This is a genomic window from Nocardia sp. A7 (assembly GCF_046549215.1).
Taxonomy (GTDB): Bacteria; Actinomycetota; Actinomycetes; order Mycobacteriales; family Mycobacteriaceae; genus Nocardia.
In genome coordinates this window covers 452487-466307 of the sequence record NZ_JAJPWE010000002.1, presented here as the reverse complement: position 1 = coordinate 466307, position 13821 = coordinate 452487, and the positions used below count along the sequence as shown (strand labels likewise).

The following is a 13821-nucleotide window of genomic DNA, read 5'->3' as shown; positions in this document are numbered from 1 at the left end:
GGGGAAACCCATGTCCGACAAGCCGATACCCGACGCACCGACGCCTGAACAGGTCGCTACCGAGAACACCACCGCACAGGCCACTGCCGACCCAACGAGCGAGGCGGCAACGAACATCGGGTCCGACGCCGGCGACTCCACCGCGGCCGTGGGCGATACGAAGGTGGGCGGCGGTGCGACAGATCCCGGGACTCAGTCGCCGGCGCTCACCAAATCCGCTACGCCGCAGAGCAACCTGGATACACCGCCTGCCACGCCGAACTCGGATGGCTCGGTGCCCTTTGCGACATTGCTCGCCGCGAGTCGTGAGAGCGCTGCCGAGCAGGCCACCGCGGACCCGCAAGCCGCAGCGTGGCCGCGCGTGCCATCGGCGAGTTCCAAGCCGTCCGCGAGCTCGATGCCGCTAGCCCCGATGCCACCGCCCTTACCGCCTGCCCCCAAACGCTGGCAGCACGTGGCCCGCCCACCTGGTGTCCTCCCCGCCGCCGCCCTGGCCGGCATCGTCGGTGCGACGGTGATCCCGGTGGACCGTTCCGGCATCGGCTGGCTCATCGCGGGGACCGCCATCACCGGAGCTCTCTGCGCGGTCGACTACCGTGCCCGGTCCCGAGGTACATCACCGGAGCGCTCGTCGGATTCCGCTGCGCCGACCGCGACATCGTCGGGTGAGGTTTCCCCCCGATCCGTTTCGATCGGTGATCGGGCCTGGTGGGCGGCAGCGGCGATCGTGCTGCTCGGCGTGGGGACGGTTCGGGCGGCGGGGTGGCTGTTCGTGCTGTGTGTGATCGCGGCGTGTGTCGCCGGGTCGTTGGCGGTGTTGGGGCGGCGCAGTGTGCGCGGAATCGTGCACGATGTGTTCGCGGTGCCGTTGGCGACGTTCGGGGCCGTGCCGTGGGCGTTGTCGAGCGTGCGCGAGTCGCGGTCCGTGGGGACAGCGAGTGTCCGGCGGTACGGAGTATCGGTGGCGGCGACAGCGGCATTGCTGGTGGTGTTCGTGCCGCTGCTCGGTGGGGCGGATGCGACCTTCGCGGGGTTGTTGACCGGGCTCGTGCCGACCGTGGACGGGCCGGCGGCCTGGCTGTGGCTCTTCTTGTTCGTGGTCGTTGCGCTGGGGGTGCTGGGGGCGCTGTATCTGCTCGCAGGGCCGCCGTCGCGCGCGGCGGATTCGGTTCGGCCGGGTCGGCTGTGGTCACGGAGCGAGTGGATGCTGCCGGTCGGCACCTTGACCGTGTTGTTCGCGGTGTTCGTCGGCGCGCAGTTCGTGGCACTGTTCGGCGGCGACGATTACGTGCAGCGCACCGCGGGCCTGACCTATGCCGAGTACGCGCGCAGCGGATTCTGGCAGTTGTCGGCGGTGAGCATTCTGACGCTGGCCGTGATCCTGGCGGTACTGCACTGGTCGGCGCGGGAAACCGCGGCCGATCGCCGATCGTTGCGCATTCTGTTGAGCGCGGTGAGTGTGCTGGCGCTGGTCATCGTCTGTTCGGCGCTCGGCCGGATGTGGACCTACCAGCAGGCCTACGGGTTCACCGTGCTGCGGCTACTGGTGACGATGTGCGAGCTCTGGGTCGGCCTCGTCTACGTCCTCGTGCTGATCTCCATCGCGCGACTGCGCTGGACCTGGGTACCGCGCGCCGCGATCGGGACAGCGCTGGCCACCCTCATCGCCCTCGCCGTGGTCAACCCGGAACACCTTGTCGCCGAACGCAATATCGACCGCTGGCACACCAGCAAGCGCCTGGACGCGCACTACCTGAGCGGCCTCTCCCCCGACATCCTCCCCGCCCTGGACGGCCTGGGTGATTCGTACCTCCGCGCGGAAATCGAAGACGCCGTCCGCGAAGACTTGGACGATGATGACTGGTGGTCATGGAACTGGTCCCGCAGCGCAGCTCGCTGACTGTGGCGCCCACGGCACGCGATTCGCACTATCCCTGTGGCGCAACAGTTCTCGACAGACCGCTGGCCCGCAGGACGCGACGTCCGATCGCGGCGCGGATGGAGTCCTCGGTGCCGATGATGCGGACGTGCGAGCGGGCCCGCGTGATGGCCGTGTAAAGCAGTTCCCTGGTGAGCAAAGTGGATTCGGGTTCGGGCAGAACGACCGACACCGTGTCGTACTGGCTGCCCTGGCTGCGGTGGATGGTCATGGCGAAAACCGTGACCACGGCGGGGAATTGAGTCGGGTGGACCAGGTAGGGCTCGCTGCCGCGCTGCAGTGCGGCGCGCAGCGAGCCGTCGGGACGGCGGATGATGACGCCGGTGTCACCGTTGTAGATGCGGGCTTCGTGGTCGTTGGCGGTGACCAGCAACGGCTGGCCTGGGTACCAGACCGATTGCGGCCCTTCGGGTCCCGCGCCACCGGCGGCGGCCCACTCGGCTGCCATCCGGTCCCAGCGTTCCACGCCGAACGGGCCTTGGCGATGGGCGCAGAGCAGACGGTGTGATTCCAGCGCGGTCAGTGCGCCGATCGCATCGCCCGCCTCGGCCGCGGCCGTGACCGCGAGGGCGGCGGTCGTCACGTCAGCCCGGACCGCACGGGTCTCGTCCGGGGCGCACAGCGACACGTCGTCGCCGCCCGCGCGCAGAATCGCCAGTGCCGCGTCGGCATCACCCGCGCGGACAGCGACCGCCAGGTCGGCGATGTGCCCGCCGAATCGCCTGCCCCTGGTCAACCGGACGATCCCGCCCTGCAAACGCCGCTGCTCGAGCGCCGTGAGGGCCTGTATCGCCGCCACACCGGGGATCTCCGAGCCTGCTTCGTCGCCAGGGGCGATGGCCGGACTCGCCCACGAGCCATCCACATCGGGGCCGAGCACCTCGCGCAGCGCCGGGTTGGGCGCGCCGCTGACCGGCCCGGCGACGAGGTCGGCCAGCACAGCGCCCGCGTCGACCGAGGCCAGCTGGTCGGGGTCGCCGACGAGGACCAGTCGGGTGTCGGGGCGCAGGGCGGAGAACAGGTGGCTCATCATCGTCAGCGACACCATCGAGGTCTCGTCGACCACGACGACGTCGTAGGGCAGGCGGTTGTGTTCGTGGTGGCGGAAGCGGGTGGTGCGGCCGCGTTGCCAGCCGAGGAGTCGGTGCAGGGTCGAGGCGGTGAGTTCGGGCAGGCCGAGGGCGGCGGCTTGTTCGCGCACCGCTTCCTGCAGGCGGGCAGCGGCTTTGCCGGTGGGGGCGGCCAGCGCGATGCGCAGGGCGGGCAACTTCGGCGAGGCGCCGCGGTGGGCGGTGAGCAGCGCCAGGATGCGGGCGATGGTGTGGGTTTTGCCGGTGCCGGGGCCACCCGCGACGACGGTGGTCCAGTGGGTCGCGGCGAGGGCGGCCGCGAGGCGTTGCCGGTCGGGGCCGTCGCCGAGCGGGTCGGCGAAGAGCCGATCCAATTGTGCGCGAACGAGTTCGGTATCGATGACGGGGTGGTCGGTGCTGCGCTCGGTGAGTACTCGTCGCAGGGTTTGTTCCTGCTGGTAGTACCGGTCGAGGTAGAGCAGCGCGCCACCCTCGGCGTCGGCTTCGACGATCCGCAGCGGGCGCAGCGAACCGGACTGTCCACCGCAGATCAGCGGACTGCGACGCAAGGCCGCCAGCACCCGATCGGTCTCGGGCCACGGCAGGGTCGCCGGGTCGATTCCCGCTGCGCTGTCGCGGGTTTCGTCGGCATCGATGCCGATCTCCCGCATCCGCGCCAGCTCGAGACACACCGATCCCGAGCGCACCGCGCGCACGGCCAACGCGGCCGCGAACAACACATCCTCACTGTCCTCGCGCCCCAACCGCCCCAACCGCACCGCCACGTGCACATCCGCGGCGGACAGGACGCCTGCTTCGTTGAACACCCGCAGCAGCCCAGTCCCCCGCTGTGCCACCTGAATCGACGTCATGATCGGTGCCTCTCCGTTGACGGCACCGATCGCCCGGCCGCCGAACGACCCGACGCTCCGGCCGCCCACCTCATCGGTGCCCCGCGAGCAGCTCCGACAGCGCGACCACGAGTTCCGCGGACGGATGCCAGTCGAAGACGCCGTGCCCCGGTGGTGTCGACGCACCGATCATGCCTCGGACGAACAGGTACCTGGCACCACCGAGGTGGCGGGCGGGGTCGTAACCGGGCAGCCGCCAGCGCAGATAACGGTGCAGCGCGACGGCATACAGCAAGGCTTGCAGCGGATAGTGCGAACGGATCATCTCCGCGACCATGTGGTCGCGGCGGTAGTGCTCCACGGTGAGGTCGCCGGTGCCGAGCCGGTTGGTCTTGTAGTCGACGATGAGATAGCGCAGCTCGCCGGTCTCGTCGGGCACCCGCAGGACGGCGTCGATGCTGCCGGTGAGATAGCCGCGCAGCACCGTATCGGGCAGTGCGGCAACATGATCGGCGTACCCGACCAGATCGTCGTCGGCCGGCAGGTGGGTGCGCAGCAGTGTGGCTATGTCGTGCATCCCGGCCGACCGGGTACCGGGGGTATCACCGCCACCGAGCGGCAGCTCGAATTCCAGTTCGTTGAGCCGGTCGCGGGTGGCGATCGCGGCCAGGGAACCGAAATCGGCTGGGGTACGCAGAACTTCGAGCAACGCGGCGGAGAGCAGATCGACATCGAGCTCGGCCATCGTGTGCTCGACCGCCTCGACACAGCGCTGTCCGACCTCGGCGGCGAGGTCGGACACCGAGGTATCGACCGTTTCGAGAACGCCGTGGACCAGTGTGCCGAACTCGGCACCGTAGGGCAGCTCGTTCATCAACGACGGGGCGGCCGTGCTGCCGGTCAGGGCATCGAGAGGCGCCTCGGTCGGCTCGTCGTCCGGGCCTGGACCGTCCTCGGGTTCCTCATCACTGACGCCCGGCGCGTCGTGCGCGCCCGCGGTGAGCGCCGAATACGACGTGCGCCGCCACTGCTGGTCGAGCGCGCGGGTGAACCCCGCGACCGCCAGCTCACCGGTCGGCAGCTCGGTGCGCACCCGGCGGGGCGGCACGTCCTCGGGCCGGTCGACCATCGTCACCGAGATCACCTCCGAGGCGGGCGCCGCCCACTCGGAAATCCGTTGTGCCGCGGCGGTGTCAGCGGGAATCTCCGCCCGGCGCGGTACCTGCGCCGAACCAGGCCGCCGACCCAGCATCATCCGGTGCAGCGGCGCGGCGCCGGTGGTCACCGCGGGCGCCCACCACACGACGGCCTGACACATCGCCCGGGTCAGCGCCACATAGAGCAGACGTAGCTCTTCCCCGGATTCCTCCGCCTCGCAACGCAATTGGCGTTCGCCGTACCCGGGAGCCTCCTTGCCGCCGATATCGAGGACCCTGGTGCCGTTGTCGTCGTGGAACAGCAGCGTCGCCGGATACGGGTTCTTGGCGCTGTCCCAGGTGAAGGGGAGGTAGACGATCGGGAATTCGAGGCCCTTGCTGGCATGCACGGTGGCGATCTGCACCGCTGCCGCGTCGCGATCGAGCCTGCGGCTGCGACCGCTGACACTGCCTGCCTCCGGCTCGCGCACACTGTCGGCGAGCCAGCGGGTGAGCGCGGTCAGACCCAAACCCTCCGCGAGAGCGACCTCGTCGAGCAGCTGCGCGATATGGCGCAGGTCGGTGAGTTCGCGTTCGCCGTTGTTCACCGCGAGCAGGCGCGGCGCGAGGTCGGTTTCGGTGGCGAGCTTGTCGAACACGGCGGCGAATCCGGCGCGCGTGAACAAGCGCGCCGCGTCACGCAATCGAGTGGAGACACGGCCGACGAGATCGGCACCACCCGAGTCGATTTCGGCGGCGGTCACGCCCAGGATCGGGGTGCACGCGGCCAGCCGCACCCGGTCACCGCGATGCGGTTGCTCCAGCGCACGCAACACCCACAGCCAGTCGGTGGCGGCCACGGTCGCGAAGACGCTGGTGCCGCCCGCGAGTACCGAGGCGACCCCGACACGGTCCAAAGCCGTTCGCACCACGTCGATTTGGGAACGGGTGCGGACCAGCACGGCGATATCACCGGGTCCGATCGGCCTGCGCACCCGACCGTCGCCGACCTCGCTGAGCGAATGATCGCCGCCGCGTAGGGGTTTGGCGTCGATGGTGGTGCCGGATTCGAGCAGGGTGACGATATCGGCGGCCAGATCGTCGGCGACCTTGGCCCGTTGCCTGCCCACCGACGGGAACCCCGATCGATTGCGCGGGCCTGCGCCGGTCCGCGGCAGCACCCGCAGCCGCAACGCGGTGATCACCTCGGGGTCACCGTGCAGGCGGGTCGTCGGCCGCGTCGGCGTGACCGGGTACACGCTGATCTCGGGGTGACCCAGTTCCGCACCGCCACAGAGGTGGTCGATGGCGCGCAGCAGTCCGGCGTCGCTGCGCCAGTTGCGGGTGAGTTCGCTGCGTCGATCCGCCAGCGCCACGGCGTCGAGATAGCTGAGCACCTCGGCGCCGCGGAAGGCGTAGATGGCCTGTTTCGGGTCGCCGACCAGCACGAGGGTGGCGTGCTGATGGAAGGCGAGGCGCAGGATGTCCCACTGCAGCGGATCAGTGTCCTGGAACTCGTCGACCAGCGCGACCCGGTACCGCTGCCGGATCCGGGCGCGGGCGCGCGGGCCGTGTTCGGCGTCGGCCAGCACGTCGTGCAACAGGACAAGCAGATCGTCGAAATCACGCAGTCCCGCACGGCGTTTGCGACGCTCGGTTTCCGCGCGGACCGCGCTCGCGTAGGCCACGCGCTCGCCCGCCGCGCCGTCGGTGCGCGGCGCGAGATCGGCGTGCCGGTCGTGGACCGCCGCCAGCGCCAGCGTGTGGGCGTCGCGCAGCGTGAACGGGGCGCGGTCGCGGGCGTAGCGGGCCAGATACAGGTCGTCGGCGACGGTGGCGACGAGTTCGTCCACCGATTCGACCAGCCGGGCACCCGGATCGTGTTCACCGGCCAGGCCGAGTTCGTCGAGCATCCGCTGACAGAACGAATGGGTCGTGGCGATGGTGCCCGCATCGAAATCGGCCAGGGCCGTGAGCAATCGGTGCCTGCGCAAGCGCACGGTCGCCGGGTCGGTGTCGGCCATCGCCCGGACGAGTTCGTCCTGATGGTGGCGTGCGGTATCGGGCTCGGCGAGCGCGGTCGCCACCGTGACGAAACGGTCCCTGGTGCGTTCACGCAGTTCCTGGGTGGCGGCGCGGCTGAATGTGACGAGGAGCAATTCGGTGATCGCGATGCCCGCCTCGGCGACATAGCGGACAGCGAGCCCGACGATGGCGTGTGTCTTGCCGGTGCCCGCACTGGCCTCGAGCACGGTGGTGCCCTGCGGCAGCGGCCCGGTGGCGTCGAAGGCGGTCGGCGCCGACACGGTGCCCGTCACGGCTGTCCCTGACTTTCGGCGGCGAGCAGCGGCGCCCACCAGCGGCGCGCGAGGGCACCGAAGTGAGTGCTCTCCGGGTCACCGGGTCGGTTGGATTCGGTGGCGAGACCGGCGAATCGGGGTGCGCGACCCCAGACGTAGCGCAGGTAGCGGTCGGTGTGGTCGCCGAATTTGTCGGGACCGTTGGGGCCACCGTCGAAGGCGTGTTCGGCGGCGAGCAGGGCGTCGGCGACGCTGTCACCGCGGAAGCGGCGCTCGGCGTAGGCGGCGGTGGCGGTCGGCGCGCAGGGCAGTGGTTCGCACAATCCTTCGTCGCGCAGGCGGACCAGATCACGCAGGATCGCCAGTGCGGCAGGCGCTTCCGGTGCCGTGATGACCGACCTGGCCACCGGCCTGCTGCGGAATTGACCTCGTCCGGTGCTGATCGCCTGCCAGGAGCGGTCTTCGGTAGCGGCCAAGGCGAGCAGCGAAACCCAGGACGCGAGCCGGTGTTTCGGCGCCAGCCGAGAATAGGTGGTGCGCACCAGCGTCTCGCCGCGGACCTCGGGCACGGTGCCCGCGAGGGTGCGGCCGTTGCCGAGGTCGATGGCGATGTCGACGGCGCGTGGCGGTGCCTCGTAGTCGGGCAGTGCGGTGCGCACGAGAGTGTCGACCGTGCCCTCCACTTCGTCGAGCACTTTCGTCCCGAAACCGAAGGGAGGCAACGTTCCTCGACGCCATTCGGCGGCACGCAGGGCTGCGGGATCGGCGCCGGTGAGGCGCGCGGTCAGCATCCGTTCGCCGAGATCCCATTTCGCCAGGCCGTCGAGTTCGATCGGAAGCTGATCGGCGATGTCCTCGGACTCTTCGGGCACCCGCAGGCCGAGGCGCTGCCACAGGAAGGCACGCACCGGGTGCTCGGCGAACGAGATCAGTTCCGCCAGCGCGACATCCGCGACGGGCGCGGGCGGCAGCGGCGCGGTGAGCAGCGGCGGGCGCGGCCGTGACGGGCGGGCGGCGGCGCGCGCACCGGCCAGGGCGACGGTGTCGAAGCTGCGAGGGTTCTCGGGGGCGAAGTTGCGGCGGTCGAAGGCCTGCAGCGGGTGACGGATATGGACAGCGTCCATCGCGGCCTGTCCCACATGCGTGGCGAGCACGTCCAGCAGCTCGGCGACCGGGACGGCAGGCGGGCGGGCGGCGCCGGTCACCGGGTCGGCGCCGGTGTGCAGCACGTGCAGCGTGTCCCCGGCCGCCATGATGGCATCAAGGAGAAGTTGGCGGTCTTCGCTGCGCGCATCGCGTTCGCCCACCAGCGGGTCGCGGGCCAGCAGGTCGTCGCCGTCGACACTGCCGGGACGGGGGAAGACGTCGTCGTCGAGGCCGAGCAGTACCACCACGCGGTGCGGCACCGAACGCATCGGCACGAGGGTGCACACGGTGAGTTCGCCGGTGCGGAAGTTGGCGCGGCCGGGGCCACCGGCCAGGCGGCTGGTCAGCAGGACCGACACGTCGGCCAGACGCAGCGGGGTAGCGCCCGCGTGTTCGGTGGCGGCGACGATCTCGCGGCGCGCTTCGGTACGGATCCACGACTGCGCGTCGGGTACATCAGTGAGCAGTTCGACGGCCCGCAGCAGCACCGTGGTCCAGTCGTCGGCGGGACGCGGGCCGCGCAGGTCACGCAGGCAGACCGCGAGGCGGTCGATGAACTCGGCGAAGCGGCCTGCGAGGTCGACGTCATTGGAGTCGACATCGTCGAGCGGCAGCGCCAGATCGAGCCAGTCGTCCCCGGATTCGTCGGCGGTGACGCCGAGCAGGATGCGGTCCACCGCCGCATTGAGGGTGTTCTGGGCGAAATCGGCGAGCCCGAACGCCTCGCGTTGTCGCTGCCCGATCCCCCACCGCGCACCCGACTCGGCCGCCCACTCGCGCAACCGTTCGATGTCGTCGTCATCGAAACCGCACCGGCGGCGCACGGTTTCGCTCGCCGCCAGATCGAGCACCTGTGTCACCGTGACGCGACCGTCGGCCAGCTCGAGCAGCTCGATCACCACCGCCAGCATCGGGTTGGTCACCGCCCGCCCACGATCGGCGAGCCGCACCCGCAACTGATGCGCCGGATGTTCGCCCTCGGTCGGCAGGTCGACGCCGGTGCCGCGCTGCCCGAACGCCGCCCGCACCAACGGCGCGAACGCCTCCACGTCCGGGCACATGATCAGCACATCGCGCGGCTCTAGCGTCGGATCCGCCGCGAACGTGGTCAGCAGCAGATCTCGCAGCACCTCCACCTGCCGCGCCGGGCCGTGACAGGCGTGCACCTCGACACTCCCGTCCGGCGCCGCGCCGATTTCGGGGACTCGGTCCTCGCGCACCGCAGCCTGTACGACACCGAGCAGCGAGTGCGGGGCGATCTCAGCGGGAAGGTGAGTATCGTTGTCCAGCAGCTTTTTCAGGCGTTGCTGCAATTCCCGCACATCCCGGCCGAGCCCCGACAGCAAGGGGTGGGAAACCAGATCCGCAGTGTCGTCTCGGACGCGCGGACGAACGGCTGCCTCGTTGGCGGCGCCGTCGGTGAGCGCCGACGCGGAGTTGTTCGCCTCGACGCTGTCGCCGTCATCCGCCCGCGCATCGCTGAGCGCGGTCCACATGGCCGGGCTCGGGTGCGCCAGCCAGAGGTGGACATCGCGGTGGGCGCCGAGCGCGGTGATGACGGCCAGTTGGTCGGCGGGTAGCCGGGTGAGGCCGAAGAGGGAGACTCGCTCGGGCAGGTCGACCGAGGTGGGCTCGGCGCGCAGGTGAGCGCAGGCGTCGGCCAGCCGTTCGGCGGGACTCGGGGCGCCGACCGCGGTGCGCAGCGCGCGCCACAACCTCGGTTGCCACGCGAGGTCGTCGGGTACCGGCCCGCCCGCACCGTCGGTGTCCGCGCCCGCGGCCCAGTCGAGCAGCACCTGCGGGCGTTGCGCGGCATAGGAGTCGAACAGCGCCGCGAGGTGGGCGGCCGTGGAGTAGCGCCTGCCGAGTCGGTGGTCCGTCCCTGGCAGGCCGAGATGTCGAGCCAGGACCGCCGCCCACGGTTGGTCGGCGACCTCGTCGATCACCCGCAGCAGCGTCCACACCAATCGTTGACCGGACCACGGATCGTCGGCGGGCGCGATCCCGCTCGCACCGGCCAGCACCTCGGCCACCAGCGCGGCGGGCGCGGGAAACGCGATATTCGCGGCTACCCCGTCGCCGACCGGGCCACGACCGGCATCCGCTACCCCCAACACACCCGACAACCTCTGCGCCAACCAGCGCTCCACCCCTTTGGCCGGAACCGCGACCACTTCCGTGACGAAAGGATCGGCAGGCACCGCCGCGAGCACACGTCCCAGTCCATCCGCCAGCGCGTCGGCGCGTTCGGCGCGATGGAGGTGCAACGGCATCCGTTGTTTATACGCCCAGCGACCGACCCGCAATCACGCGGCCCCGCCACCACCACTGGACCGGGCTAGTGAAATACGCCACACCCCAACGCGTCCCGGCCACGCCTGCGGCACCCCCGACGCCGGTCGTGGGATCGTTGCCTTTCGGGTGGGACAGTACGGCCGCGGGCGAAAGGCTGGTTTCGTTTCATGATCGCGCAGGTGTTTCCCCTGGTTCCCGGTGGCGGCTTCATCGTCCGCCGAGCAGGCGCGCGCTGGGAGCTGATCAATTCCCGGCGCTACGGGCCTGATCAGGTACTGCATTCCTGGCCGCTGGATCGGCACGGCGAAGCGTTCGAGCATTGCCATCGCCTCAACGGTTGCACGATCGCCACCCCGCACGCCGCGCATCACTGAGCGCAATTCCGCTGCGCCACAACAACCCTGCGCGACGATACCCGTGCGCGACGACAGGTGCTCGCGCCGGACGCGCGGATTGCGGCGAAGTAGTGCATTGCGAGCTTCGGTGTGCGAGTGTGGTCCATCGTGCGTGACCGTTTCCCCTCCACCCGTGTCATTTCCCGAGTCGCAGCAACTGCCTGCTTGCTCGCCGCCGCGGCCGCCCTCACTCCGGGCGTCCCTGTTCTCGTCGGTCCGGCCCATGCCGCACCACCCGCGTTGACCCAGGTCTCCGTGCCCGGATTCGACGCCGATATGAGCTCCCGGATCGCGAAGGTCGACGCCTACCTCGCCGGTCGCCCCGGTGTTCTCGGCTACGTGGTGCGTGATCGCAGAACCGGCGGTGTCCACGCCAACCAGCACGCCGAGAACCAGGTGTGGACCGCGTCCACGATCAAGCTGGCCATCGCCGCCGACCTGCTCAACCGGGCCCGCGCCGGCGCCATCGCCCTGTCTCCCGACGACCGCTTCAACATCGAAGCGATGCTGGCCACGTCCAACGACCACGCCACCGACGTCCTGTGGCAGAAGTACATCGGCTTCGACCGGATGGCCTACAACAACGCGTTCCGCGCCTATGGCATGGTCAGCCTGATTCCGCAGCCGACCACGAGCGCACTGTTCCCGGACTGGTCGTTCCAGAAGTGCACCGCCGCCGACCTGGACCGGCTGATGAACACCATCCTCGACACCATGCACCCCGACGATCTCGCCTACCTGCTCGGCCGGATGCGCTCGGTCGACTCCAACCAGCACTGGGGTGTGTGGGGCGCGGGTGCGTCGATGCGGCCGGGCCTGAAGAACGGCTGGTCGGCCGAGGCCGACGGCTGGGTGGTCAACTCGGTCGGCGTCGCGGGCGCCGACGAGCGGTACACGCTGTCGATCATGAACGCGCTCGGCGGCGCGGGCGGCTACACCGAGGGCGCCGAGACCGACACCCGCGTTGCCCAGCTTCTTCTCGCCGGTCGCTGAGTCGGCGCATCCCGTATTGTCGATCTTGTCGTTCGATGAGGCACCGCATCACACGCCGCGATCGGGTTCTTGTTGCGACGTCACAACCGGAGCCGACTACGGTTAACCCTGTCACCACCACCGCGGGGTCCGCCCCAGTCTGTCGAGGAGCGCGACGATGAGCACTGAGTCTGTCGGGAAGCGGCACCACGTAGTGGTGATCGGTTCCGGGTTCGGCGGTTTGTTCGGTACCCGGCATCTGCGCAGAGCCGATGTCGACGTCACGCTCATCTCCAAGACGTCGACCCACCTGTTCCAGCCGCTGCTGTACCAGGTGGCGACGGGCATCCTCTCCACCGGTGAGATCGCCCCGGCCACGCGCCTGGTGCTGCGCAAGCAGAAGAACGCGCAGGTGCTGCTCGGTGACGTGATCGATGTGGACCTGGCGAACAAGAAGGTCACCTCGCGACTACTCAACCGCGATACCGAGACCGGCTACGACAGCCTGATCGTCGCCACCGGCGCCCAGCAGTCGTACTTCGGCAACGACCACTTCGCCACCTACGCCCCGGGCATGAAGACCATCGACGATGCCCTGGAACTGCGCGCGCGCATCCTCGGCTCGTTCGAGCAGGCCGAGTTGGCGACCACGCAGGAAGAGCGCGATCGGTTGATGACGTTCATCGTCGTCGGCGCGGGCCCGACCGGCGTGGAGTTGGCCGGGCAGATCGCCGAACTCGCCGACCGCACCCTGGACGGCACCTTCCGCACCATCGATCCCCGCGACGCGCGCGTGATCCTGCTGGAAGGCGCGGGCGCGGTGCTCGGCCCGATGGGCCCCAAGCTGGGCGCCAAGGCGGCCAAGCGGCTCGAGAAGATGGGCGTGGAGATCCAGCTCAACGCCATGGTCACCGATGTCGACGCGCACGGCGTGATCGTCAAGGACGCCGACGGCACCACCCGCCGGATCGAAGCCGTGTGCAAGGTCTGGTCGGCGGGCGTGCAGGCCAGCCCGCTGGGCAAGATGATCGCCCAGCGGTCCGACGGCACCGAGGTGGACCGGGCGGGGCGTGTCATCGTGGAGCCCGACCTCACTGTCAAGGGTCATCCGAACGTGTTCGTGGTCGGCGACCTGATGTCGGTGCCCGGCGTGCCGGGGCAGGCCCAGGGCGCCATCCAGGGTTCGACCTACGCGGCCAAGGCGATCAAGGCCGGGCTGCAGGGGCAGACCCCCGAGGAACGCAAGCCGTTCAAGTACTTCAACAAGGGCTCGATGGCCACGATCTCGCGGTTCGACGCGGTCTGCCAGATCGGCAAGCTCGAGTTCAGCGGATTCCTGGCGTGGCTCGCCTGGCTGGCACTGCACCTGTACTACCTGGTCGGTTACCGCAGCCGCATCGTCACCGTGATCGGCTGGTTCGTGTCCTTCCTCGGCCGTAACCGCGGTCAGATGGCGGCGACCGAGCAGTGGATCTTCGCGCGGCTCGCGATCGAGGAGGTCAACGCCGATCAGGCCGAGGCCAAGGAACTCGCGGCCGACGTGGGCGCGCCGCCGGCCCCCGCGAAGCCGGTCACCGCGGAGCAGCGCAAGATCGGCTGACACAGCGCAACGCAAAGGCCGGGTGGTTCCGTCGAACCACCCGGCCTTTTCGTCGCCGGTTACCTTTCCGCAGACCGATATTGCGGGTTGCCGACGTTTCGGACCCATCCGAGTCGA

The 13821-nt window shown here is 69.8% G+C and carries 7 protein-coding genes; 4 read left to right on the top strand and 3 right to left on the bottom strand.

Going from position 1 to position 13821, the window contains the following annotated elements:
• Positions 1 to 10: 10 nt before the first annotated feature.
• On the top strand, positions 11 to 1900 hold the full coding sequence (locus ACLJPD_RS13580) for a DUF4153 domain-containing protein (protein WP_410872436.1): 1890 nt from the start codon (positions 11 to 13) through the stop codon (positions 1898 to 1900).
• 28 nt (positions 1901 to 1928) lie between these two features.
• On the opposite strand, the gene recD is transcribed toward ACLJPD_RS13580, so the two are convergent.
• The 3 genes from recD to recC all read right to left on the bottom strand — a co-directional run bounded on the left by recD (position 1929) and on the right by recC (position 10715).
• Complete coding sequence (recD, locus tag ACLJPD_RS13575) at positions 1929 to 3881, bottom strand: exodeoxyribonuclease V subunit alpha (protein WP_410872435.1); 1953 nt, start codon at positions 3879 to 3881, stop codon at positions 1929 to 1931.
• A gap of 70 nt (positions 3882 to 3951) precedes the next feature.
• A complete protein-coding gene (locus tag ACLJPD_RS13570) occupies positions 3952 to 7314 on the bottom strand; it encodes a UvrD-helicase domain-containing protein (protein ID WP_410872434.1) in 3363 nt (1120 codons plus the stop codon).
• Positions 7311 to 10715, bottom strand: a complete 3405-nt coding sequence (recC, locus tag ACLJPD_RS13565) for an exodeoxyribonuclease V subunit gamma (RefSeq protein WP_410872433.1) — start codon at positions 10713 to 10715, stop codon at positions 7311 to 7313. The genes ACLJPD_RS13570 and recC overlap by 4 nt, the downstream gene beginning before the upstream one ends.
• Before the next feature lie 189 nt (positions 10716 to 10904).
• Here recC and ACLJPD_RS13560 point away from each other — a divergent pair, with 189 nt between their 5' ends.
• From ACLJPD_RS13560 to ACLJPD_RS13550, 3 genes are all read left to right on the top strand, one after another.
• On the top strand, positions 10905 to 11111 hold the full coding sequence (locus tag ACLJPD_RS13560) for a hypothetical protein (RefSeq protein WP_410872432.1): 207 nt from the start codon (positions 10905 to 10907) through the stop codon (positions 11109 to 11111).
• A 117-nt stretch (positions 11112 to 11228) separates the two neighbouring features.
• Positions 11229 to 12125 (top strand): tat pathway signal sequence, encoded by an 897-nt coding sequence (locus ACLJPD_RS13555; RefSeq protein WP_410873402.1) that lies wholly within the window; start codon positions 11229 to 11231, stop codon positions 12123 to 12125.
• A 157-nt stretch (positions 12126 to 12282) separates the two neighbouring features.
• A complete protein-coding gene (locus ACLJPD_RS13550; protein ID WP_410872431.1) occupies positions 12283 to 13704 on the top strand; it encodes an NAD(P)/FAD-dependent oxidoreductase in 1422 nt (473 codons plus the stop codon).
• Positions 13705 to 13821 lie beyond the last annotated feature (117 nt).

Coding starts and splice junctions, on each gene's coding strand:
- ACLJPD_RS13580 (WP_410872436.1), top strand. CDS start 11: ATGTCCGACAAGCCGATACCCGACGCACCGACGCCTGAACAGGTCGCT.
- recD (WP_410872435.1), bottom strand. CDS start 3,881: ATGACGTCGATTCAGGTGGCACAGCGGGGGACTGGGCTGCTGCGGGTG.
- recC (WP_410872433.1), bottom strand. CDS start 10,715: ATGCCGTTGCACCTCCATCGCGCCGAACGCGCCGACGCGCTGGCGGAT.
- ACLJPD_RS13560 (WP_410872432.1), top strand. CDS start 10,905: ATGATCGCGCAGGTGTTTCCCCTGGTTCCCGGTGGCGGCTTCATCGTC.
- ACLJPD_RS13550 (WP_410872431.1), top strand. CDS start 12,283: ATGAGCACTGAGTCTGTCGGGAAGCGGCACCACGTAGTGGTGATCGGT.